This window comes from Streptomyces albireticuli, assembly GCF_021228125.1.
GTDB lineage: Bacteria > Actinomycetota > Actinomycetes > Streptomycetales > Streptomycetaceae > Streptomyces > Streptomyces albireticuli.
The window spans coordinates 713,886-737,267 of record NZ_JAJQQS010000003.1 but is presented as its reverse complement, the minus strand read 5'-3'; the positions used below and the strand labels follow the sequence as shown (position 1 = coordinate 737,267).

Genomic DNA, 23,382 nt, shown 5'->3' with positions numbered 1-23,382 from the left:
TAAAGCGCATTAGTACGCGACGGAAGTGCACCGGACGTATTGACTTCAGGGCGGCCCGGGTGCAGTTTTTGTTGCGCTCGCCCTCGTCTCCCCGGTCCGACCGAAGGAGTTCACCGGCCATGCCACCCTCCCGCAGCGCCGCGGCGGTCGCCGCCCCGCTCCTCGCCTCCGTTCTCCTTCTCGGCGCCTGCGGTTCCGGCGGTGACGGCGGCGGGGGCGGCAGCGCGGACGGCAAGCCCGAGGGGAGCATCACTTTCCAGACCTGGAATCTCCGCAGCAACTTCAAGGGCTATTTCGACGGCCTGGTGCGTGATTTCGAGAAGGCGAATCCGGGCGTCAAGGTCAAGTGGCTGGACCAGCCGGCCGAGAACTACGCGGAGAAGCTGAGCGCGGACGCCGGCGCCGGCACCCTGCCCGACGTCGTCAATGTCTCGCCCGACCTCTCCTACCCGCTGGCGAAGGCCGGGCTCCTGATGAACCTGGACAAGGAGAAGGCCGCCGCCCGCTTCAAGGGCGAGTACACGCCGGAGTCCTGGCAGGGCAATACGCTGCCCGGCCTGGACGGTTCGTACGCCTTCCCCTGGTACCTCAACACCGGCCCGCTCTTCTACAACAAGTCCCTCTTCCGGGAGGCCGGGCTCGACCCCGAGAAGCCACCGGAGAACTACGACGAACTGTTCGCCGCCGCGCGCACCATGGCCGGGAGGCCCGGTGGGCGGACGGCGACACTGGCCGGCACCCCCTCGATCGAGGACTTCGGCCGCTACGGCGTGCGGCTGATGAACGAGGACGCCACCCGGTTCACCTACAACGAGCCCAAAGGCGTCGAGCTGCTGACCCGTTACAAGGAGCTCTACGACCGCGGCGCGCTCGACGCGCAGGCGCTCACCAACACCCCCGAGAAATCGGGGCAGAAATTCCTGGAACAGAAGGTCGCCATGAATCCGGGCAGCGCCCACGACCTGGGTACCTTCAAGAAGAACGCGCCGGCCCTGTACCGGAATCTCGGCATCACCGACGCCCCGAACAACAACGGCAAGCCGAACATGTACGTGATGGGCCTGGCCGTCAACGCCCGCGGCAAACACAAGGCGGCGGCCGTCGCCTTCGCGCATTTCGTCACGGACCGCCGGAACCAGGAGGCGTTCGCCCATCAGGTCGCCGTCTTCCCCAGCACCAAGGGTTCGCTGGACGACCCGTACTGGACGAAGGACGACGGCACCGACGAGGGCCGGGTCAGGGTGGCCTCGGCGAAGATGCTCAAGGGAGCGGTGAATTACACCCCCGTGGTGATGAGCGACGAGATGAAGGTCGTGCTCAAGAACGAGGTCGCCAAGGCTCTCCAGGGCAAGAAATCTCCGAAGGAAGCCCTCGACGACGCCGCCGCGCAGAGCGACAAGCTCCTCAAGCGGAGCTGACCGCCGTGCAGCGCGCCGCCGGACGCACCCCGGAGCGGCCGACCGCCCGCGCGGGCCGCGTCCGTACCCACCGGGCCGCCAGCCCCTGGCTCTTCCTGCTGCCGGGCCTCGGGGTCGTCGCCGCCTTCGTCCTCTACCCCTTCCTCAGCACGGTCCACAAGGCGTTCACCGACGCCCGTACGCTCACGCCCGGCACCTGGGTGGGGCTGCGGAACTTCCGGGACATGCTGGACGACGAGCAGTTCCGGGTGGCCCTGCGCAACAGCGTCCTGTACGTGGTGGCGGTCGTGCCCCTCACCGTGCTGCTGCCGCTGCTGCTCGCGCTCCTGGTCCACAAGAAGCTGCCCGGCGTCACGTTCTTCCGGTCCGCGTTCTACACCCCGGTCGTGGCCTCCGTCGTGGTGGTGTCGCTGATCTGGGGGTGGATGCTGGACGACCGCGGGCTGGTCAACGGCATCCTGCGGTTCCTGGGCGCCGGGCCGGTCGCCTTCCTCGGCGACCAGTGGCTGCTGCTGTTCAGCGCGATGGCGCTGACGGTGTGGCGGGGCCTCAGCTACTACATGATCATCTATCTGGCGGCGCTGGCGAACGTGCCGCGCGAGCTCCACGAGGCCGCGGCCGTCGACGGTGCGGGGCCCCTGCGCCGCTTCGTCAGCGTCACCGTGCCCGCCCTGCGCTCCACGATGGTGCTGGTCGGCGCGCTGTCGTCGGTCGCGGCCTTCAAGGTCTTCTCCGAGGTCTATCTGCTGGCCGGGCCCACCGGCGGACCGGCCGGCCAGGACACCACGCTCGTCATGCTCGTCCAGCGCACGGGCACCGGCCTGAACGGGCGCGTGGGCTACGCCTCCGCCCTCTCCCTGGCCGTCTTCGTGCTCACCCTGCTGCTGATGCTGCTGGTGCTGCGCGCCGACCGTAAGGAGGCCGACGGGTGACCCGTACGTCCGGCGGGGAGAAGGCCCTGCGGTACCTGCTGATGCTCGCCGTGCTGGCGGTCTCCGTCGGCCCGTTCCTGTGGCAGCTGTCGACCTCCCTGAAGAGCACCACCGAGGACATCTACACCTATCCGCCCGGCCTCCTCCCCGAGCACCCCACCCTGGACAACTACCAGGGCGTCGCCGACATCGTCCCCGTCTGGGACTACGCCCTGAACTCGCTCAAGGTCGCGGCCGCCAACGTCGTCACCAACCTCGCCGGCGCCTCCATGGCCGGCTACGCCCTCGCCCGGCTGCGCTTCCGCGGCCGGAAGGCGGCCGGGCTCGCCTTCGTCGCGGCGCTGCTCGTGCCCCTGGAGTCCGTCGTCATCGCGCAGTTCACCATGATGCGCGACCTCCAGCTGAACAACACCCTCACCGCCGTGGTCCTGCCCGGGGCGGTGGGGGCGCTCAACGTGCTGCTGATGCGCAACGCCTTCGCGAACCTCCCGTACGAGGTGGAGGAAGCCGCCGTCATCGACGGGGCGAACGTGTGGCAGCGGTTCACCAGGATCGCCCTGCCGTCGGTGCGGGGCACCCTCGCCGCCGTCGCGATCTTCGCGTTCATGGGGGCCTGGGACGACTTCCTGTGGCCGTTGATCGTGCTCTCGGACCCGGACCGCTTCACCCTGACCGTGGGCCTGAACTTCCTGCACGGCACGTTCCAGCAGAACCCCCGGCTGGTCGCCGCCGGAACCGTCATCGCGGTCGCCCCGCTCCTCGTGATGTTCGCCTGCCTCCAGCGGTACTTCTTCCGCGGCGTCGGCGAGGGCGCCGTCAAGGGCTGACCGACCACCGCACCCGCCCGAAGGGACGACACCCGTATGCGCTTCGGCGTCAACTACACGCCCACCCGGGGCTGGTTCCACCACTGGCTCGACTTCGACCTCGACGAGATCCGCGCCGATCTCGACTCGCTCACCGTCCTCGGCCTCGACCACATCCGCGTCTTCCCGCTGTGGCCGCTCTTCCAGCCCAACCGCGCGCTCGTCCGCCCGCGCGCCGTCGAGCAGCTCGTCGCGCTGGTCGACGCGGCCGGCGAGCGCGGGCTCGACGTGGCCGTCGACGGCCTCCAGGGCCACCTGTCGAGCTTCGACTTCATCCCCTCCTGGACCACCACCTGGCACCGCCGCAACATGTTCACCGACCCCGGCGTCGTGGAGGCCCAGGAGGCGTACCTGACCGCGCTGGCCTCGGCGCTCGCCGACCGGCCGCACTTCCTCGGGATGACGGTCGGCAACGAGATCGACCAGTTCTCCGGCGACCCGCACCCCGACCCGGACCGGATCCGGCCCGAGCAGGCCGGGAGCTGGCTGCGCCGGATGCTCGACGCCTGCGACAAGGCGGCGCCGGGACGGGCCCATCTGCACGCGTCCTACGACGCCGCCTGGTACGACGGCACACACCCCTTCACCCCCGCCCACTCCGCGCGGCTCGGCGCCATGACGGCCGTGCACTCCTGGGTCTTCAACGGCACGGCGCAGCGACACGGGCCCACGGGCGCGGCGACCGAGCGGCACGCCGCCTACCTCGTCGAGCTGTCCAAGGCATGGGCCGACGACCCGGACCGGCCCGTGTGGCTCCAGGAGGTCGGGGCACCGGCCCCGCACATCCCGCCCGGCCGGGCCGCGGCCTTCACCCGGGCGACGCTCGCCCACGCGCTGGACTGCACCGGCCTGTGGGGGGTCACCTGGTGGTGCTCGCACGACGTCGACCGGGCGCTCGCCGACTTCCCGGAACTGGAGTACGGCCTGGGGCTTTTCACCAACGACCGCCGGATCAAACCCGCCGGGGAGGCCGTCGCCCGCGTGGTGCGCGAATGGCACGAGGGCGGACGGGAGCCGGAGCCCCGGCGTACGGCGCTGGTGCTGGACGTGGGCGATCCGGAGACGGCGCCGTCGCGGTCGGTGTGCGGGCCCGGTGGGGAGTTCTTCGAGGCGTGGATGCGGGTGGCCGCGCGGGGGGTGCGGCCGGGGGTGGTGCTGGGGTCTCGGGTGGGGGACGCGGGGTGGCTGGCGGCGCGGGGGATCGACTCCGTCGTGTCGGTGGACGAGGTGTGACAGGTGGCCCCTGCGGGGGGCCTTTTCCCCTACCCGCCCCTTCCCGTAACCGGGGCTCCGCCCCGGGCCCCGGTCCTCAAACGCCGGACGGGCTGAAACTTCCGGACTGCCCCTCGCCTGCGACAAGGAGTCCCCGTGCGTAAGAGAGTCACCCGCCGCTCCGTCCTCCTGACGGCCGCCCTCGCCGCCGCGACAGGTGCGGCCCGTGCGTCCACCGGGAGCGAGGGGACGCTCCAGCCCTACGCCTCCTACTGGTACCCCGACAGCCTCCCGGCCGGCTCGCCCGGTTCCGGGATCGTCTGGCGGAGCCTGCGCTCCTGGACGCCCGAAGGTGACGCCGACCTGCCCTTCAACCGGGCCACCGTGCCGCTCGCCGCCCGCTTCACGCCGCCGCCGGTCAACGCCACCGCGCAGGCCGGGCAGGCCCGTGTCAGCGCGCTCGTCTCCTTCGCCCCGACCTCGGGCAACCCCGCGCAGGGCTCGGCCACCGCCGACTTCTACGCCCTGACGCACTGGGCCTACCTCGACGAACTGGTCTTCTGGGGCGGCTCCTCGGGCGAGGGGCTGATCCTCGCCCCCAACGCGCCCGTCGTGGACGCCGCGCACCGCAACGGCGTGCCCGTGCTGGGGACGGTGTTCCTGCCGCCGGCCGCCTACGGCGGGCAGTTGCGCTGGACGCGGGAGCTGGTGCGGCGCGGCCCGGACGGCGGCTTCCCGCTCGCCGACCAGCTGATCCGGGTGGCCCGCGCGTACGGCTTCGACGGGTGGTTCCTCAACGCGGAGACCGGCGGCGGCGACGCCCGGCTGGGCGCGGACACCCGCGACTTCGTCGCCTACCTGCGGGCGCGCGGCGAGAAGCTGCGCGTCACCTGGTACGACGCGATGACGCTCGCCGGCGACGTCTCCTGGCAGAACGAGCTCAACGACCGCAACGCGGCGTTCTTCGAGGCGTCCGACTCGATGTTCCTCAATTTCGACTGGGACCGGGCCGGGCTCGTCTCCTCGGCGCGGCGGGCGGAGGGGCGAAAGCGCGGCAGGTACGAGCTGTGGGCCGGCGTCGACGTCGAGGCGAACGGCTGGGACACCCGGGTCGACTGGGACGCGGTCGTCCCGGCGGACGGCCCGCATGTGACCTCGTACGGCTTCTACCGCCCCGAGTGGACGTGGAAGAGCCTGCCCGCGAACGCCCGGACCCCGGCGGACTTCCACGTGCGCGACGACCGCTTCTGGTCCGGGCGGGCCCTGGACCCGGCCGCCCCGGACAGCGGCGCCTGGCGCCCGCCGGCGGCCTCGGTGGCGGACCGCTCCACCCTCACCGCGCTGCCCTTCGCGACGGCCTTCAACACCGGGCACGGGCTGGGCTGGTACGAGCGCGGGACCCGCCTGTCGGACTCCGCCTGGAACCACCTGGGCCTCCAGGACCGGCTGCCCGGCCGCCGCTGGGTGGTCCGGACCACCGGCCCCCGGCCCACCGTGGGCTTCGACTTCGCCGACGCCTGGCGGGGCGGCGGCAGCCTTCTGGTGACGGGCGGGCTCACGGCCCCGGCGACGGTGGAGCTCTTCCCGGCGCGGCTCCCGCTGTCCGAGGCCACGGTCGTGGAGCTCGCCCACCGCACGGACGACGGCTCGGCGGCCGTGCGGGTGGAACTGGCACTGGAGGTGGCCGCCGCGCGGGGCGGCCCGTCCCGGCTCGTCCACCTGCCCGCGGGGACCCTCCGGGCGGGTGGGCGCGGCTGGACGACGGCAGCCGTGCGCGTCGGCCGGGCGCTGCGCGAGCGGGCCGGAGGAACGATTCTCTCCCTGGGCGTACGGCTCGGCTCGCCCGACGGCGGGACGGCGCGCTGGCGGCTGGGCGGCCTCGCGGTGCGCGACACCGCGCCGCCGCCCGGCCCGCCGGGCGCGCCCACGATCACGGCGTCGCGGACGGACGCCGACGGCACGGCGGCGCTGCGCCTGGCCTGGACGGCGCCCGTCCGCTCCCCCGGGTCCGTACGCCATTACGAATTGCACCAGCTCCTGCCCGGCGGCGGCCGTCGCTTCCTGGGGGGCACCTGTGGGCATGCCTACTACGTCGCGGCCCTGCGCCGCGCGGCCGGCGAGGCGGCCACGCGCGTCGAGGTGCGCGCCGTGGACGAGCTGTACGCCTCCTCGGCGCCCGCGTCCGTCACCTTCCGCTGGTAGACCCTCTGCGTTAGGACACCGACCTCATGCACAACGACCGCACCCTCACCGAAGACCGTCTGAAGCGTGTGCTGGAGGAGCGCATCCGGCCCGCCGTGTATCCGGAGTCGGTGCCGCTGGCCGTCTCCGTGTGGCACGCGCCGGGCGAGCCCGTCCCCGTGGCGGAGGGCCTGGCCGCCCCCCGGACGCCCGTGGAGGTCGGCGCCGAGTGGGGGCCGCCGTGGGGCACGAGCTGGTTCACCGTGGCCGGGCGGGTGCCGGACGCGTGGGCGGGCCGGACCGTCGAGGCCCTACTCGACCTGGGCTTCGACGAGAACATGACCGGTTTCCAGTGCGAGGGGCTCGTCTACCGGCCGGACGGCTCGCCCGTGAAGGGCCTCAACCCCCGTAACCAGTGGGTACGGATCGGGGGCCACGACGGCACGGTCGCGGGCGGCGAGGAGGTGCTGCTGCACATCGAGGCGTCGGCGAACCCGGTGATCCTGGACTACCGGCCGTTCCGGCCGACGGAGCTGGGCGACCGGGAGACGGCGGACGCGGCACCGCGCTACCGGCTGGCCCGGATGGACCTGGCCGTCCTGGACCGGACGGTGTGGGAGCTGGTGCGGGACCTGGAGGTGCTGGGCGAGCTGATGACCGAGCTGTCGCCGGACTCGCCGCGCCGCTGGGAGATCCTGCGGGCGGTGGAGCGGGCGCTCGACGCGGTCGACCTCCAGGACGTCGGGGGCACGGCGGCCCGGGCGCGCGAGAAGCTCGCGCCCGCCCTCGCCGCGCCCGCGCACGCCTCCGCCCACCGGATCAGCGCCGTGGGGCACGCGCACATCGACTCGGCGTGGCTGTGGCCGCTGCGGGAGACGGTGCGCAAGGTGGCCCGTACGACCGCGAACATGACGGAGCTGCTGGAGGACGAGCCGGAGTTCGTCTACGCCATGTCGCAGGCGCAGCAGTTCGCGTGGGTCAAGGAGCACCGCCCGGAGGTGTACGCGGGGGTGAAGAAGGCCGTCGCGGAGGGCCGGTTCGTGCCCGTGGGGGGCATGTGGGTGGAGTCCGACACCAATATGCCGGGGTCGGAGGCGCTGGCGCGGCAGTTCGTCCACGGGAAGAGGTTCTTCCTGGAGGAGTTCGGGATCGAGTCGGAGGAGGTCTGGCTGCCGGACAGCTTCGGCTATTCGGCCGCGCTGCCGCAGCTGGTGAGGCTGGCGGGGGCGAAGTGGTTCCTGACACAGAAGATCTCGTGGAGCCGTACCAATAAGTTCCCGCACCACACGTTCTGGTGGGAGGGCCTGGACGGCACCCGGGTGTTCACGCACTTCCCGCCGATCGACACCTACAACTCCCAGCTCTCGGGCCAGGAGCTCGCGCACGCGGTCCGCAACTTCCAGGAGAAGGGCGGCGCCACCCGGTCGCTCGCGCCCACCGGATGGGGTGACGGCGGGGGCGGGACGACGCGCGAGACGCTGGCGCGGGCGAAGCGGCTGGCGGATCTGGAGGGTTCGGCGAGGGTCGTCTTCGAGAAGCCGTCGGCGTTCTTCGAGAAGGCGCAGGCGGAGTACGCTCAGGCGCCGGTCTGGGTGGGCGAGCTGTATCTGGAGCTACACCGGGCGACGCTGACCAGCCAGGCCCGCACCAAGCGGGGCAACCGGCGGGCGGAGCACCTGTTGCGGGAGGCGGAGCTGTGGGCGGCCACGGCGGCGGTGCGGACCGGGTTCGCGTATCCGTACGAGCGGCTGGACCGGATCTGGAAGACGGTGCTGCTCCACCAGTTCCACGACATCCTGCCGGGCACGTCCATCGCGTGGGTGCACCGCGAGGCGGCGGCGACGTACGCGGCGGTGGCGGCCGAGCTGGAGGAGATCGTCGGCGGCGCGCTGGCGGCGCTGGCGGGTGACGGCACGGGCGGCGGGACGGTGGTCTTCAACGCGGCGCCGCACGGGCGGGGCGGCACCCCGGCCCACGCCGCGCGCCCGGTGCCGGACGAGGCCGCCGCGCCGGTCACGGCCGGGCCGCGCGCGGGCGGCGGTTTCGTCCTCGACAACGGGCTGCTGCGGGCCGAGGTCGACGGCCGGGGGCTGGTGGTCTCCGTGTACGACCACACGGCGGAGCGGGAGACGGTCGCGCCGGGCGCGGCGGCCAACCTCCTCCAACTGCACCAGGACTTCCCGAACATGTGGGACGCGTGGGACGTCGATCTGTTCTACCGGAACACGGTGACGGACCTTACGGACGTGGAGACGCTGGAGCTCACGGCCGAGGGTGCGGTGCGCGTGGTCCGGGCCTTCGGGGCCTCGCGCGTCGAGCAGCTGCTGTCGCTCCCGGGCGGGGCTCGGCGGCTGGACGTCGAGACGGAGGTCGACTGGCACGAGACGGAGAAGTTCCTCAAGGCGGCCTTCCCGCTCGATCTGCACGCCGACCGTACGGCGGCCGAGACCCAGTTCGGCCACCTCTACCGCCCCACGCACACCAACACCAGCTGGGAGGCGGCGAAGTTCGAGGCGTGCGCGCACCGGTTCGTCCATCTGGAGGAGCCCGGCTGGGGCGTGGCGGTCGTGAACGACTCCACGTACGGCTACGACGTGACGCGCGCGGTCCGGGACGCCTCTTCGGGGGCCGCCGGCACCACGACGACGGTCCGCCTCTCCCTCCTGCGCGCCCCGCGCTTCCCCGACCCGCGCACCGACCAGGGCGTGCACCGCTTCCGGTACGCGCTGGTGCCGAACGCGTCCGTGGGCGACGCGGTGCGGGAGGGGTATCTGATCAACCTTCCGGAGCGGCGGGTGGCGGGCTCCGCCGCCGTGGCGCCGCTGGTGCGCGTCGACGACGACGCCGTCGTGGTCTCGGCGGTGAAGCTGGCCGACGACGGCAGCGGCGATGTGGTCGTCCGGGTGTACGAGTCGCTCGGCGGCCGGGCCCGGGCCGTCCTCACGCCGGGGTTCGCCCCGGGGGCGGTGTCCGTGTGCGACCTGCTGGAGCGGCCCTCGGGCACGGTGGCCGCCGAAGGCGGGCGCGTGTCCCTGACGCTGCGGCCGTTCGAGATCGTCACACTGCGGATCGCCCGCGCGTGACGCCCTGACGGGCAGGTCTCCCGCCCGTCCCGGCCCGCGCGGGCCTGCGGCAGAGAGGCGGGGTGCCGGTTCGTGCCGGTCCGGCCCCGCACGGCTCCGGCGGAGGGGCGGGGGCGCCGGCCTGTACGGGTCCGGCCTCCCGCCGCGGACCCCCGGCGGGCAGGGGGTCGTGGACGAAGGAGGCGACGGCGCCGGTGACGCCGGGCGCGCCGCGCGGGGCGGCCTCGAAGGGCACCAGGTCGCGCCCGGGCACGGCCGCACAGCCGGGCCCCCGCCGGGCCCCGGGCCGGCTCTCCCCGACGTCACTCCGCTCCGTAAACCCGCTCCGGCGGTCGTGCCGCCTTCAGCAGCCCCCTGACGGCCTCCCCCACTTCACCGGCCTCCCACCGCCCCGCCCGCTCCACCGAGGGGCCGGGGCACCAGCCCTCCATGACCGTGACGCGTCCTCCTTCGGCCTCGAAGACCCGGCCGTTCACCCCGGCCGAAGCCTCCGAGGCGAGCCACACCACCAGGGGTGAGACGTTCTCCGGGGCCATCGCGTCGAAGCCCCGCCCCGGAGGGGCCATGGCCTCGGCGAAGGTCCGTTCCGTCATCCGGGTGCGGGCGGCCGGGGCGACGGCGTTGACCTGGATCCCGTAGCGGGCCAGTTCGGCGGCGGCGACGAGGGTGAGGCCGACGACGCCCGCCTTCGCGGCCGCGTAGTTGGCCTGGCCGACGCTGCCCAGCAGGCCCGCGCCCGAGGTGGTGTTGACGATCCGCGCGGCGGGCGTACGGCCGGCCTTGGCCTCGGCGCGCCAGTGGGCGGCGGCGTGCCGCAGGGGCAGGAAGTGGCCCTTGAGGTGGACGCGGACCACCGCGTCCCAGTCGTCCTCGCCGAGGTTGACGAGCATCCGGTCCCGCAGGAAGCCGGCGTTGTTGACGAGCGCGTCGAGGCGCCCGTAGGCGTCCAGCGCCGTGGCGACGAGCGAGGCCGCGCCCTCGGTGGTGGCGATGTCGCCGCAGTGCGCCACGGCCCGACCGCCGCGTGCGGTGATCTCGTCGGCGACGCGGCGCGCGGGGCCCGCGCCGCCGCCTTCGCCGCCCTGGTCCACGCCGAGGTCGTTGACGACGACCTTCGTGCCCGCGGCGGCGAGCGCGAGGGCGTGGGCCCGGCCGAGGCCGCGCCCGGCGCCGGTGACGGCGGCGACGCGCCCGGTGCGGATTCCGGTCATCGCTTCACTCCTCCTGGTGGGTTCGGGCGGCCGCGAGGAACGCGGGGCGCTCCCCGCCGCCGTGGACGAGCAGGCCGGCGCCCGTGATGTAGGCGGCCCGGTCCGAGGCGAGGAAGACGGCGGCGTCGCCGATCTCGTCGGGCTCGGCGAGGCGGCCCGCCGGTACGGTGCGGGCGACGGCGGCGACCCCGTCCGCGTCCCCGTAGTGGAGGTGGGCGGACTCGGTGCGCACCATGCCGAGGACGAGGGTGTTCACCCGGACCTCCGGGGCCCATTCGACGGCCATGGTGCGGGCCAGGTGCTCCAGACCGGCCTTGGCGGCGCCGTAGGCGGCGGTGCCGGGGGACGGCCGGCCGCCGCTCACACTGCCGACCATCAGGACGCTGCCGCCGTCCGGTGCCGCGCGCAGGAGCCCGTAGGCCGCGAGGGAGACGGTCAGCGGGGCGGTGAGGTTGAGGGCGACGACCTTCGCGTGGCTCGCCGCGTCCGCCGCCCCCAGGGGCCGGTACGGGGTCCCGCCCGCGTTGTTGACCAGCACGTCCAGGCGCCCGTACGTCTCCGCGACGGTGCCCAGGAGGCCGTCCACGGCGGTCTGTTCCCGAAGGTCGGCGGGGAGGAAGCGGGCGACGCGCCCGGCCGCCGCGACCGGCCGCCCGGGGGCCTCGCGGGCACAGACGACGACGCGCGCGCCGGTGCGCAGGAAGGCCCGGGCGATGCCCGCGCCGACGCCGCGCGTCCCGCCGGTGACGAGCACGACCCGGCCGCCCGGGCCGTGGGGGCGGTGAGCTGTGGCCATTCGGGCACCTCCCGTGGGGGCCGGTCCGCTGCTACCGTCGCGCCTAACAAACGTTTGGTGGAAAGGTAGCTGATCCGCTGATGGGTGTCTCCACCTCCCGCCCCGAACCGGGCGTCGCCGTCGTCACCGTGGACTTCCCGCCCGTCAACGCCCTTCCCGTGCGCGGCTGGTACGAACTGGCCGACGCCTTCCGCGCCGCCGGCGCCGACACCGGGGTCCGCTGTGTCGTCCTGGCCGCCGCCGGACGCGGCTTCAACGCCGGCGTCGACATCAAGGAGCTGCGCAGCACACCCGGCCACACGGCCCTGCTCGGCGCCAACCACGGCTGCGCCGCCGCCTTCTCCGCCGTCTACGACTGCCCGGTGCCGGTCGTCGCCGCCGTGCACGGCTTCTGCCTGGGCGGCGGGGTGGGTCTGGCCGGCAACGCCGACGCCGTCGTCGCCTCCGACGACGCCGTGTTCGGCCTGCCCGAGCTCGACCGGGGCGCGCTGGGCGCCGCCACCCACCTGTCCCGGCTCGTGCCGCGGCACCTGATGCGCACCCTCTACTACACCTCCCGCACGGTCACCGCCCGGGAGCTGCACGGGCACGGCTCCGTGTGGCGAGTGGTGCCGCGCGGCGAACTGCCCGCGGCGGCCCTGGCGCTGGCGCGGGAGATCGCCGCCAAGGACGGCTCGCTGCTGCGGCTGGCCAAGGCCGCCCTCAACGGCATCGACCCCGTCGACGTGCACCGCTCCTACCGCTACGAGCAGGGCTTCACCTTCGAGGCGAACCTCAGCGGCGTCGCCGACCGCCTCCGCGAGGGATTCGCGCCCGGATCCGCCGACCGGCATACCGAGGAGGACCGCGCATGACCGCCGACAAACGGATGACCGCGGACGAGGCCGTGTCGCACCTGGAGAGCGGCATGACGATCGGCATCGGCGGCTGGGGCTCCCGGCGCAAGCCCATGGCCCTGGTGCGGGCCCTGCTGCGCTCGGACGTCACCGGGCTGACCGTGGTCTCCTACGGCGGCCCGGACGTGGGCCTGCTGGCCGCGGCGGGCCGCGTGCGCAAGCTCGTCGCGGCCTTCACCACCCTGGACTCCATCCCCCTGGAACCCCACTTCCGGGCCGCCCGCCAGCGCGGCGAACTCGAACTCACCGAGCTCGACGAGGCGATGTTCATGTGGGGACTGACGGCCGCCGCCCACCGGCTGCCGTTCCTGCCCGTCCGCGCCGGGCTCGGCTCGGACGTGATGACGGCCTGCCCGGAGCTGCGGACGGTCGTCTCGCCGTACGAGGACGGCGAGGAGCTCGTCGCCGTGCCCGCGCTGACGCTGGACGCCGCGCTGGTCCACCTCAACCGGGCGGACGCCCGGGGCAACGGCCAGTACCTGGGCCCGGACCCCTACTTCGACGACCTCTTCTGCGAGGCCGCGCGGGAGGCGTACGTCTCGTGCGAACGCGTGGTCGACAGCGCGGAGTTCGCCGCCTCCGGCGGCCCGCAGACGCTGCTGGTGCGGCGCGCGTGCGTCAACGGCGTCGTCGAGGCGCCGGGTGGCGCGCACTTCACCTCCTGCGCGCCCGACTACGAGCGCGACGAGGCGTTCCAGGCCGCCTACGCCCGGGCCGCCGCGGACCCGGCGGCCTGGCGGGAGTTCACCGGCCGCTTCCTCTCCGGTGACGAGGACGCCTACCACGCGGCCGTCGCCGACTTCACCCGGGAGGCGGCGTGACCGCGACCCGGGCCGAGGTGTGCGTGGTCGCCTGCGCGGAGGCGTGGCGCGGCGACGGGGAGATCCTGGCGAGCCCGATGGGCGTGCTGCCGACGATCGGCGCGCGGCTGGCCCGGCTGACGTTCTCGCCGGACCTGCTGCTGACGGACGGGGAGGCGCTGCTGATCGCCGACACCCCGGCGCTGGGCGCGAAGGCGGCCGTGGTCGAGGGCTGGCTGCCGTTCCGCCGCCACCTCGCGATGGTCAGCGGCGGCCGGCGGCACGTGATGATGGGCGCGAGCCAGCTCGACCGGTACGGCAATCAGAACATCTCCCGCATCGGCGCCGCGGACCGGCCGGACCGGCAGCTCCTCGGGGTGCGCGGGGCGCCCGGCAACACCGTCAACCACGCGACGAGCTACTGGATCCCCCGGCACTCTCCCCGGGTGCTGGTCGAGCGGGTCGACATGGTGTGCGGCGTCGGCCACGACCGCGCCGCGGCCGCCGGGCCGTCCGTCACGCGCTTCCACCGCGTCCCGCGCGTCGTCACCGACCTGGCCGTCCTCGACTTCGCGACGCCGGACCGCACGATGCGGGTCCGCTCCCTGCACCCGGGGGTGGCCCCCGAGGAACTGCGCGCGGCCACGGGGTTCCCGCTCGACGTCCCCGCCGGCGTGCCGCGCACCCGCGTCCCGACCACCGCGGAACTGCGGCTGATCCGGGACGTCATCGATCCGGACGCCCTGCGCGAGCGGGAGGTACGGGCGTGAGGACGGCCCTCACCGACCTCGTCGGCGTCCGGTACCCGGTCGTGCAGACCGGCATGGGCTGGGTGGCCGGGCCCCGCCTGGTCTCGGCGGTCGCGAACGCGGGCGCCCTCGGCTTCCTGGGTTCCGCCACCATGACGCCGGGGCGGCTGCGGTCGGCGGTCCGGGAGGTGCGCGCGCGCACGGACCGGCCCTTCGGGGTGAACCTGCGCGCGGACGCCGGGGACGCGGCCGAGCGTGTGGACATCCTCGTGGAGGAGGGCGTCAAGGTCGCCTCGTTCGCCCTCGCGCCCTCCCGCGACCTGATCTCCCGGCTGAAGGACGCCGGTGTCGTCGTCGTCCCGTCCGTGGGCGCCCGGCGGCACGCCGAGAAGGTCGCCGCGTGGGGCGCGGACGCGGTGCTGGTCCAGGGCGCCGAGGGCGGCGGCCACACCGGCCGGGTGGCGACGTCGGTGCTGCTGCCCCAGGTGGTGGACGCGGTCGGCGTCCCGGTCGTCGCCGCGGGCGGCTTCCACGACGGCCGCGGGCTGGTGGCGGCGCTCGCCTACGGCGCCGCCGGGGTGGCGATGGGCACCCGCTTCCTGCTGACGGCCGAGAGCACGGTCCCGGCGGCGGTGAAGGCCGCCTACCTCGCGGCGGCGGTCGAGGACGTCACCGTGACGACGAAGGTCGACGGGCTCCCGCACCGTGTGCTGCGGACCCCGTTCGTCACCGCGCTCGAACGCTCGGGCCGCGCCGCCACGCTCGTACGGGCGCTGCGGCACGCGGCCGCTTTCGGCCGGCTGACCGGCCTGGGGCCGGGCCGCCTGGTGCGGGACGGGCTGGCGCTCCGCCGGGGCAAGGGGCTGACCTGGAGCCAGGTCCTGCCGGCCGCGAACACGCCGATGCTGCTCAAGGCGGCCATGGTGGACGGCCGTACGGACGCCGGGGTGATGGCCTCGGGGCAGGTCGTCGGCCTCATCGACGACCTGCCGACCTGCGCCGACCTGGTCGCCCGCGTGATGGCCGAGGCACGGGCGACGCTGGCGGGCCTGCCGGAACCGTACTGAGACGCGCGCGGGCCCCTCCGGCGGCGGCCGGAGGAGCCCGCGGGGCGGAGGGGGCGGGATCAGGACACGATGTCCTTGTCGCGGAAGTGCCGGAACGCCAGCGCGAACAGCACCAGCGCGTAGCCCGCCGACACCGCCACGCCCTTGATCATCCCGCCCCATTCCAGGTGCGGCTGGAGCGCGTCGGCCCACGCGTACTGCCAGTGCGCGGGCAGCAGGTCGCGCCAGTCGCCGAGGGCCGTGACCGCGTCCAGGACGTTGCCCACGATCGTCAGGCCCACCGCGCCGCCGACCGCGCCCAGCGGGGCGTCCGTGACCGTCGACAGCCAGAACGCCAGGGCGGCCGTCACCAGCTGGCCGACGAAGACGTACCCGACGACGATCGCGAGCCGCGCGGTGGCCGTACCGGCCGGCAGCGCCCCGCCGGTGGGGATCTGGAGCGGCCCCCAGCCGTACGCGGCCGTGCCCGCCGCCAGGGCGACCACGGGCAGCAGCACCATCGCGGCGGCGCTGAACGCCAGCGCCACGGTCAGCTTGCTCGCCAGCAGACGGGCGCGCGGCACGGGTGCCGCCAGCAGATAGCGCAGCGACGACCAGCCCGCCTCCGACGCCACCGTGTCGCCGCAGAACAGCGCCACCGGAACCACCAGCAGGAAGCCCGCCGAGACGAACAGGCACGTGGCCGCGAAGTTCGCGCCCGATGCCGTCGCCGTGTCGATCAGGGTGATCCTGTCGTCCCGGCCGCTACGTTCCCCGCCGATCGCGAAGGCCGCGATCAGCACGAAGGGCAGCACCGCGAGCACCGCCCCGACCACGAGGGTGCGGCGGCGGCGCAGCTGCCGCATCGCCTCCACGCGCAGCGGCAGCGTGTGCCGGGCGCGGTAACCGGGCGCCGACTCCGGGGCCGGACCCGGCGCCGCCCGTTCCTCCTGCGTCGCCGAGCTCATGACGGGCCTCCGATCAGGGTCAGGAACGCGTCCTCGAGACGGCGGTGCGGACCCACGCGCGCCACCGGGACCTCCAGCCGGACCAGCTCCACCAGCAGCGTGGCGGCGCTCATGCCGTCGAGCCGCACCAGCAGCCCGTCCTCGCCGCGGACGGCGGAGGCGACACCGGGCAGCGCCGCCACCTTCTCCGCGACCGGCTCCGGCAGCTCGCCCTCGACGCCGACCAGGAGCGTGTCGCCGGAGCCGACGATCTCCGCGACGGGGCCGGCGGTGACCAGCCGGCCGCGGTCCATCACCACGAGGTGCGTGCAGGACTGCTCGACCTCGGAGAGGAGATGGCTGGAGACGATGACGGTGCGGCCGGCCGCCGCGTAACGGATCATCACCTCGCGCATCTCACGGATCTGCGGCGGGTCCAGACCGTTGGTCGGTTCGTCGAGGATCAGCAGGTCCGGCAGGCCCAGCATCGCCTGCGCGATCGCCAGCCGCTGCCGCATGCCCTGGGAGTACGTCCGTACGGCCCGGTCCAGCGCGGAGCCGAGCCCCGCGATCTCCAGGGCCTCGTCGAGGTGCGCGTCCTCGGCCGGGCGGCCGGTCGCCTGCCAGTACAGGTCGAGGTTGGCCCGTCCGGACAGGTGCGGCAGGAAGCCCGCGCCCTCCACGAACGCGCCGACCCGCGACAGCACCGGGGCGCCGGGCCGGATGGCGTGGCCGAAGACCCGCACCTCACCGCCGTCGGGGCGGATGAGGCCCATGAGCATGCGCAAGGTGGTCGTCTTGCCCGCGCCGTTCGGGCCGAGCAGGCCCAGCACCTGGCCGCGTTCCACCCTGAACGACAGGTCGCGCACCGCGTACCGGTCGGCGGACTTGGCGTACCGCTTGCTCAGGCCGGTGATCTGCAGCGGCACCTCGGCGAGCGCCGGGTCGGGCGGTGCGGCGGCGGTGCGCCGCCGGCCGGTCAGCAGCACGGCCGCCGCGACGGCCGCGCCGCCCAGCGGCAGCCCCCACGTCCACCAGGGCAGCGCGGCCGAGGCGGTCCGCACACCGGGCGCGGTCGGCACGCTCAGGCCGTCACCGGCGAGCGCGACGGTGTAGGTGGCAGGCCTGACCGGTGAGGCGTAGCCGAGGTCGGTGGCGGAGAGCACCAGCCGCATCCGGTGTCCGGATTCGAAGACGTGGTCGACGGCGGGGAGCCGCAGCTCGACCGTCCTGCCGTCGCGGGCGCCCTCGACGCGGACCGGGGCGACCAGCTGCCCGGGCAGCACCTGCTGACCGTTCGGGCCGACGTCGTAGACCTTGGCGAAGAGGACCGCGTCCCCGGCGCCGAAGGTGACCTTGACCTTCACGGTCGGCGATCCGGTCACCCGGACGCCCTCGGTGAGCCGCGCGGAGTCGAAGCGGGCGTGCTGGCCGGGGAAGTCCAGCGAGACCCCGACGCCCAGCCCCGACAGCCGGGCGACGCCGCCCAGGCCGGGCACCGACGAGATCGCGGGCGGGGTGGCGCCCGCCGGGTTGCCGAACATCTGCGGGCGGCCGGTCAGGGCGACCGTCCGGGTGTCGCCGCGCAGCCCGGGGTAGGTGTCCGCGCTCGCGCCGCGCAGCCGGGCCTTGCCGTCGGTGGTGTCGATGCCGCCGGTCCGGCTGACACGGAACGCGGGGCCGGTGTCAGCGCCCTCGTCGTCCTTCAGATAGCGGTCGAACCACGTCTTCACGCGGCCCTCGACACGGCCGGCCTCGGTGTCGGCACCGCCGTCGTGGCCGCCCGCGATCCAGTCGACGGAGACGGGCGCGCCGTTCCGGCCGACGGCGCGGGCGGCGGCGTCGGCCTGGTCGAGCGGGAAGAGCGAGTCGGTCTGCCCCTGCACCAGGAGCGTGGGCACCTTGATCGCCCCGGCGACGGCCGAGGGGCTGCGGCGCTCCAGCAGCTCGCGCGCCGCGGCGTCCGGGGCCCCGGCGACGGCCACCCGCTCGTACATCGCGCACAGCGTCGTCTCGAACCGGCCGCAGCCCGGCTTCCCGGCCGGGGGCGCGGGCGCGGCGTTCCGGCCGCCGAGGGCTCCGGCGGGCGCGCCGCCCGAGCCGGTGGTGAAGAAGATGCCGGACCAGAGGCTCTTGAAGACGCCGGACGGGAACAGCGAGTCGGCGAGGTTCCAGTAGGTGATCTGCGGGGCTATGGCGTCCACGCGCTTGTCGTGGCCGGCGGCCAGCAGGGCGACCGCGCCGCCGTACGAGGCGCCCGCGATGCCCACCCGGGGGTCGCCGGCCTTGTCGAGGCGGACCTCCGGGCGGGCGGCCAGCCAGTCGATCAGCCGGCGGGCGTCGGCGACCTCGCGGTCGGGGTCGTTGAGCCCGATCCGGCCGGTGGAGCGCCCGAAGCCGCGCGCGGACCAGGTCAGCACGGCGTAGCCGTCGCGCGCCAGGTCCTCGGCCTGCGCGCGCAGGTCGTCCTTGCTGCCGCCGAAGCCGTGTGCCAGCAGGACGGCGGGCCTGCGGTCCGTACCGCCGGAGGTGTAGAAGGACGTGTCGATCCGTACCGTGCCCTTGCCGCCCGGTTCCTCCGGCATCGTCAGGAACCGGTCCTCGCGGTGCACGGGGGCACCACCGCCGGAGGCCGATGCCGCGGTCCAGGTGCCGGCCCCGGCGAGCACGGCGCCGGCGGCCAGGGCGGCGACCAGCCGCCCGCGGCGCCGGCGGGGGAGACGGAGTTTCATGTCCGCATGCTAAGCGGACGGCCCGCGCGGCCGGCCGGGCGGTCAGTCCCGGGCCATCGCGGCCAGCTTGGTGACGGTGTTCCAGTTGCGCGCGGTGCCCACCACGCCCAGGCGTCGCTCCGTCAGCTTCTTCGCCAGCCGGGAGTCCCGGATGCCCAGGGCGCAGTGCAGATAGAGCGCCCGCTCCCCCAGGGCGAACCGCTCGGGCGCGTACTCCGCCGGGTCGAGCTCCGCGACGGTGGCCGGGTCGACGGGGGCGGAGAGGAACGTCACCAGGAAGCGCGACGGGTCGACTTCCTGCCCGGCGAACGGATTGCCGTCAACCACCCGGCGCAGTTCACCCTCGGTGCGGACCAGGCAGCGCACGGTCAGCCCGAGCTCCTGGAGGATCGTCCGCTCCAGGCCGGCGGCCAGGCTCTCCTCGTCGGCCTCCGGGTGGGTGAACACGGCGTTGCCGCTGTTGAGGTGCGTCCGCACCGATCCGCAGCCCAGGCCGGCCAGCATCGCGCGCAGGGTCTCCATGGGCACGCGCTGCTTGCCGCCGACGTTGATACCGCGCAACAGCGCCACATAGGTCGTCACTCCGTCACCGTAATATGCCCGCCATCACCGTTGTGAAGGGCGATCGCATGGTGCACGAGGCTTCGCGGAGAGGGAACGGGGGCAGGGCGCGGGCCGGCTGGACCCTCGCCGTGCTCGCACTGCTGCTGACGGCGGTCGGCGCACCGCCCGCGGGGGCCGGGGCCCCCGCGGAGAACCCGGCCCGGGTGGTGCGGGAGGTGCGGGTCGACGACCGTACGCGCGACGTCCAGGTCCGGTCCCCGGAGCTCGACGGGCTGACGCACACCAGGTGGGTGCGGCTGCTGCTGCCCAAGGGCTGGTCGCCGGGCGCCGCACGGACGTGGCCCACGCTGTGGCTGCTGCACGGCGGCGGCGGGGACCACAAGGACTGGACGGCCCACACCCACGTCGAGGAGCTCGTCGCCGACCGGGACGCGATCGTCGTCATGCCGGAGACCAGCGGGTGCAGCGCGTACAGCGACTGGTGGAACCACGGCCGGGGCGGCGCCCCGAAGTGGGAGACCTACCTCCTGGACGAGCTGCGGCCGCTGCTGGAGCGGGCGTACCGGGCGGACACCCGGCGGGCCGCCGTCGCGGGCCTGTCCATGGGCGGCCTGGGCGCCCTGAAGTTCGCCGCCGCCCGCCCGGGCGCGTTCCGCGCCGCCGCGTCCTACAGCGGGGCCGTCAACCTCCTCCACAAGTCGCCCGACGGCGGGTTCGACGGCCCCGACGCGGTCAAGGCCGGCGGCCTCGTGTGCCTCACGGACTGGAAGCGGGTGTGGGGCGAGCCCGGCCATCCCTTCGACACCACCGACCCGGCCGATGTGCGCCAGCGGGCGATCTGGCAGCGCAACAGCCCCCTCTACCAGGCCGCGAGGCTCGCCGGCACACCGCTGTACGTCTCCTACGGCGACGGTACGAAGAAGGGCCCGGACTGGACGTGGGGCGACCCGGCACCGTCGCCGTCGCGCTGCACGGATCCGGCGGCGCACGGCAGGGACGACGGGATCGAGCGGGCGATCCACGGGATGAACCAGGAGTTCCGCAAGCGGCTCGCGGAGCTCCGGATCCCGGCGACGGTGTGCGCGTCGACGGGGGTGCACACCTGGCCGTACTGGGAGCGGGAGTTGGTGGCGTCGTTCCCGATGCTGATGGGGGCGCTGGGGGTGTAGATCCCCCGGTACGCCCCGCTCGGGTGCGCCTGCCGGGCGGCCCGTGGGCCTACAGCCGTTCGATGATCGTGACGTTCGCCTGGCCGCCGCCCTCGCACATCGTCTGGAGCCCGTACCGCCCGCCGGTCCGTTCCAGTTCGTGCAGCAGCGTCGTCATCAGTTTCGCCCCCGTCGCCCCGAGGGGGTGTCCCAGCGCGAGCGCGCCGCCGTTGACGTTGGTCTTCTCCGGGTCGGCTCCGGTGTCCTTCAGCCAGGCGAGGACGACGGGGGCGAATGCCTCGTTGATCTCGACGAGGTCGATGTCGTCCATGGTCAGGCCCGCTTTTCCGAGGGCGAGTACCGTGGCGGGGATGGGTGCCGTAAGCATGAGGAGGGGGTCGTCGGCGCGGACGGAGAGGTGGTGGACGCGGGCGCGCGGGGTCAGCCCGTGGTCGCGGAGGGCGCGGTCGCTCGCGAGGAGCAGGGCGGCGGCGCCGTCGGATATCCGGGAGGACAGGGCCGCGGTGAGCCGGCCGCCCTCGGTGAGCGGCGGGAGGGCGGCCATCTTCGCCGGGGAGGTGTCCCGGCGGGGGCCCTCGTCGGCCGCCACCCCGCCGTAGGGGACGAGTTCGCGGTCGAAGCGGCCCTCGTCGGCGGCGCGCACGGCCCGCCGGTGGGAGCGGAGCGCGAACTCCTCCATGGCGGTGCGGGAGATGCCCCACTTCTCGGCGATCAGCTCGGCGCCGGCGAACTGGCTGACGGGCCGGCCGCCGTAGCGGGCCCGCCAGCCCGCCGACCCGGCGTACGGGCCGTCGGTGAGCCCGAGCGGCTCGGTGGCCCGGCGGGTGGCGTAGGCGATGGGGACCTGCGACATGTTCTGGGTGCCGCCCGCGACGACGAGGTCCTGGGTGCCGGAGAGGACGCCCTGCGCGGCGAAGTGGACGGCCTGCTGGCCCGAGCCGCACTGCCGGTCGACGGTGACGCCGGGCACCTCCTCGGGGAGGCCCGCGGCCAGCCAGCTCGTCCGGGCGATGTCGCCCGCCTGGGGGCCGACCGTGTCGACGCAGCCGAACACGACGTCCTCGACGGCGGCCGGGTCCACGCCCGTACGCTCCATCAGGGCGCGCAGCACATGGGCGCCGAGGTCGGCGGGGTGGGCCGCGGCGAGTCCGCCGCCGCGCCCGCCGGCGGGGGTGCGGACGGCTTCGACGATGTAGGCCTCGGGCACGGCGGCGGCTCCTTCGGGGTCAGGTCCGGACGGCGATGCCGTCCAGGACCATCGACAAATACTGGCGGGCGATCTCCTCGGGGTGGTGCCGGCCTCCCGGCCGGTACCAGGACGCGGCGACCCAGACGGTGTCGCGGACGAAGCGGTAGGTGAGCCGGGCGTCGAGGTCGGCGCGGAAGGCCCCCTCGGCCACGCCGCGCTCCAGCGTGCCGAGCCACAGCTTCTCGAACCTCCGCTGGGACGCGGCGAGATAGGCGAAGCGGGGCTGCGCGGCGAGGTGCCGGGACTCCTTCTGGTAGATGGCGACGGCGGGCCGGTGCCGGTCGATCTCCCGGAAGGACTCGGTGACGAGGGCCTGGAGGGTCTCGCTGGGGCCGAGGCCGGCGGCCAGCACGGCGTCGTAGCCCGCCCACAGCTCGTCGAGGAAGGTGGAGAGGATCTCGTCGAGCATCGACTCCTTGGAGTCGAAGTGGTAGTAGAGGCTTCCGGCGAGGAGCCCGGCCTCGTCGGCGATCCTGCGGACGGTGGTGGCGTTGTAGCCCTGCGCGGCGAACACCTCGGCGGCGGTGGCGAGGAGTTCACGGCGGCGGGCGGGAGCGGGGCCGGCGGGCTTGCCGTGCGCGGCCTTGCTGTTCCGGGTCTTGCTGCTGTCGGTCCTGCTGTTCGTCGGCACCCGGTCATTGTCGGCCATGTGCCGTCCCGCGGGGGCATCGGCGGTCACGCGCGCTGGCTGCTGACGGAGACCGTCTCGCCGGTCATGTAGGAGGAGTAGTCGCTGGCCAGGAAGACGATGACGTTGGCGATCTCCCAGGGTTCGGCGTGCCGTCCGGAGACCTCCAGGGCGGTGAGTCCGGCCAGGAGTTCCGGGGAGGTGACCTTGGCCAGGTGCGGGTGGACGGCGAGGCTGGGGGCGACGGCGTTGACGCGTACGCCGTGCTCCGCCGCCTCCACGGCCGCGCACCGGGTGAGCGCCATGACGCCCGCCTTGGCGGCGGCGTAGTGGGCCTGGCCGCGCTGGGCGCGCCAGCCCAGGACGGAGGCGTTGTTGACGACGACGCCTCCGGTGCCGCCGGCCCGCAGTCTGCGCAGGGCGGCGCGGGTGCAGCGGAAGGTGCCCTTGAGGGTGGTGTCGACGACCTCGTCCCACTGCGCGTCGGTCATCTCGACGAGCTCGGCGGTGCCGCCGAGCCCGGCGTTGTTGACGACGACGTCGAGGCGGCCGTGCCGCTCCTCGGCGAGGTCGAAGAGGGCTGCGACCTGGGCCTCGTCGGTGACGTCGCAGGGCAGTCCGGTGACCTGTCGGGCGCCGAACTCGTCGCTGAGCGTGGCGACGCAGACCCGGAGGCGGCGCGCGTGGGAGTCGCCGAGGACGACGCGGGCGCCCTCTTCGAGGAAGCGCCGGGCGGTGGCACCGCCGATGCCGGTGCCGGCCGCGGCGGTGATGACGGCGGTGCGGCCCGCCAGGAGGTCGTGACCGGCGGGGCAGGCCGGCGGGACCCCACGGGCCCCTGGGGGAGCGGCCGTTGGGTGGTCGTCGGACGCCTCGACGCTGCTCATGGCCGTACGTTAACCT

General features: G+C 74.4%; 19 protein-coding genes. 11 read left to right on the top strand and 8 right to left on the bottom strand.

Annotation, left to right across the window (positions count from 1 at the left end; genetic code table 11):
- Nucleotides 1–119: 119 nt before the first annotated feature.
- From LUZ64_RS07675 to LUZ64_RS07650, 6 genes are all read left to right on the top strand, one after another.
- Entirely contained in the window at nt 120–1,418 is a 1,299-nt protein-coding gene (locus LUZ64_RS07675) for an ABC transporter substrate-binding protein (protein WP_095582432.1), read from the top strand.
- A 5-nt stretch (nt 1,419–1,423) separates the two neighbouring features.
- Complete coding sequence (locus tag LUZ64_RS07670; protein ID WP_095582433.1) at nt 1,424–2,350, top strand: carbohydrate ABC transporter permease; 927 nt, start codon at nt 1,424–1,426, stop codon at nt 2,348–2,350.
- A gap of 41 nt (nt 2,351–2,391) precedes the next feature.
- Nucleotides 2,392–3,177 carry a carbohydrate ABC transporter permease gene (locus tag LUZ64_RS07665; RefSeq protein WP_095582436.1) on the top strand — a complete coding sequence of 262 codons (786 nt, stop codon included), beginning with the start codon at nt 2,392–2,394 and terminating at the stop codon, nt 3,175–3,177.
- A 36-nt stretch (nt 3,178–3,213) separates the two neighbouring features.
- A complete protein-coding gene (locus tag LUZ64_RS07660; RefSeq protein WP_232389724.1) occupies nt 3,214–4,449 on the top strand; it encodes a glycoside hydrolase 5 family protein in 1,236 nt (411 codons plus the stop codon).
- Between the two features lie 135 nt (nt 4,450–4,584).
- Nucleotides 4,585–6,630 carry an endo-beta-N-acetylglucosaminidase gene (locus tag LUZ64_RS07655; RefSeq protein ID WP_232389725.1) on the top strand — a complete coding sequence of 682 codons (2,046 nt, stop codon included), beginning with the start codon at nt 4,585–4,587 and terminating at the stop codon, nt 6,628–6,630.
- A 26-nt stretch (nt 6,631–6,656) separates the two neighbouring features.
- A complete protein-coding gene (locus LUZ64_RS07650; protein WP_095585268.1) occupies nt 6,657–9,692 on the top strand; it encodes an alpha-mannosidase in 3,036 nt (1,011 codons plus the stop codon).
- Between the two features lie 302 nt (nt 9,693–9,994).
- Here LUZ64_RS07650 and LUZ64_RS07645 read toward each other — a convergent pair whose 3' ends face one another.
- Nucleotides 9,995–10,903, bottom strand: a complete 909-nt coding sequence (locus LUZ64_RS07645) for an SDR family oxidoreductase (protein ID WP_095585267.1) — start codon at nt 10,901–10,903, stop codon at nt 9,995–9,997.
- Between the two features lie 4 nt (nt 10,904–10,907).
- Nucleotides 10,908–11,699 carry an SDR family oxidoreductase gene (locus LUZ64_RS07640; protein ID WP_095585266.1) on the bottom strand — a complete coding sequence of 264 codons (792 nt, stop codon included), beginning with the start codon at nt 11,697–11,699 and terminating at the stop codon, nt 10,908–10,910.
- An 80-nt stretch (nt 11,700–11,779) separates the two neighbouring features.
- On the opposite strand from LUZ64_RS07640, the gene LUZ64_RS07635 reads away from it, so the two are divergent.
- From LUZ64_RS07635 to LUZ64_RS07620, 4 genes are read left to right on the top strand one after another with little or no spacing between them, the layout of a single operon-like run.
- Nucleotides 11,780–12,553 carry an enoyl-CoA hydratase family protein gene (locus LUZ64_RS07635; RefSeq protein ID WP_095585265.1) on the top strand — a complete coding sequence of 258 codons (774 nt, stop codon included), beginning with the start codon at nt 11,780–11,782 and terminating at the stop codon, nt 12,551–12,553.
- A complete protein-coding gene (locus LUZ64_RS07630) occupies nt 12,550–13,416 on the top strand; it encodes a CoA transferase subunit A (RefSeq protein WP_095585264.1) in 867 nt (288 codons plus the stop codon). The genes LUZ64_RS07635 and LUZ64_RS07630 overlap by 4 nt, the downstream gene beginning before the upstream one ends.
- Nucleotides 13,413–14,165: a CoA-transferase subunit beta gene (locus LUZ64_RS07625; protein ID WP_095585263.1), complete on the top strand. Its 753-nt coding sequence runs from the start codon at nt 13,413–13,415 to the stop codon at nt 14,163–14,165. Before LUZ64_RS07630 ends, LUZ64_RS07625 begins: the two co-directional genes overlap by 4 nt.
- Nucleotides 14,162–15,211 carry an NAD(P)H-dependent flavin oxidoreductase gene (locus tag LUZ64_RS07620; protein WP_095585262.1) on the top strand — a complete coding sequence of 350 codons (1,050 nt, stop codon included), beginning with the start codon at nt 14,162–14,164 and terminating at the stop codon, nt 15,209–15,211. Before LUZ64_RS07625 ends, LUZ64_RS07620 begins: the two co-directional genes overlap by 4 nt.
- Nucleotides 15,212–15,270: 59 nt before the next feature.
- Here the strand turns inward: LUZ64_RS07620 and LUZ64_RS07615 are convergent, their stop codons facing one another.
- From LUZ64_RS07615 to LUZ64_RS07605, 3 genes are read right to left on the bottom strand one after another with little or no spacing between them, the layout of a single operon-like run.
- Entirely contained in the window at nt 15,271–16,158 is an 888-nt protein-coding gene (locus tag LUZ64_RS07615; RefSeq protein WP_095585261.1) for an ABC transporter permease, read from the bottom strand.
- Complete coding sequence (locus tag LUZ64_RS07610) at nt 16,155–18,869, bottom strand: alpha/beta fold hydrolase (RefSeq protein WP_095585260.1); 2,715 nt, start codon at nt 18,867–18,869, stop codon at nt 16,155–16,157. Before LUZ64_RS07610 ends, LUZ64_RS07615 begins: the two co-directional genes overlap by 4 nt.
- A 42-nt stretch (nt 18,870–18,911) precedes the next feature.
- Nucleotides 18,912–19,451, bottom strand: a complete 540-nt coding sequence (locus LUZ64_RS07605; RefSeq protein WP_095585259.1) for a DUF1697 domain-containing protein — start codon at nt 19,449–19,451, stop codon at nt 18,912–18,914.
- A 47-nt stretch (nt 19,452–19,498) separates the two neighbouring features.
- Here LUZ64_RS07605 and LUZ64_RS07600 point away from each other — a divergent pair, with 47 nt between their 5' ends.
- Complete coding sequence (locus tag LUZ64_RS07600; RefSeq protein ID WP_095585258.1) at nt 19,499–20,602, top strand: alpha/beta hydrolase; 1,104 nt, start codon at nt 19,499–19,501, stop codon at nt 20,600–20,602.
- Nucleotides 20,603–20,651: 49 nt separating this feature from the next.
- Here LUZ64_RS07600 and LUZ64_RS07595 read toward each other — a convergent pair whose 3' ends face one another.
- Genes LUZ64_RS07595 through LUZ64_RS07585 form a run of 3 tightly spaced genes read right to left on the bottom strand, consistent with a single transcriptional unit; the run spans nt 20,652 to nt 23,366 of the window.
- A complete protein-coding gene (locus LUZ64_RS07595) occupies nt 20,652–21,809 on the bottom strand; it encodes an acetyl-CoA C-acetyltransferase (RefSeq protein ID WP_232389726.1) in 1,158 nt (385 codons plus the stop codon).
- Nucleotides 21,810–21,828: 19 nt separating this feature from the next.
- Nucleotides 21,829–22,500 carry a TetR/AcrR family transcriptional regulator gene (locus tag LUZ64_RS07590; protein WP_095585257.1) on the bottom strand — a complete coding sequence of 224 codons (672 nt, stop codon included), beginning with the start codon at nt 22,498–22,500 and terminating at the stop codon, nt 21,829–21,831.
- Between the two features lie 26 nt (nt 22,501–22,526).
- Nucleotides 22,527–23,366 carry an SDR family oxidoreductase gene (locus LUZ64_RS07585; protein WP_095585256.1) on the bottom strand — a complete coding sequence of 280 codons (840 nt, stop codon included), beginning with the start codon at nt 23,364–23,366 and terminating at the stop codon, nt 22,527–22,529.
- Between the last annotated feature and the right edge of the window lie 16 nt (nt 23,367–23,382).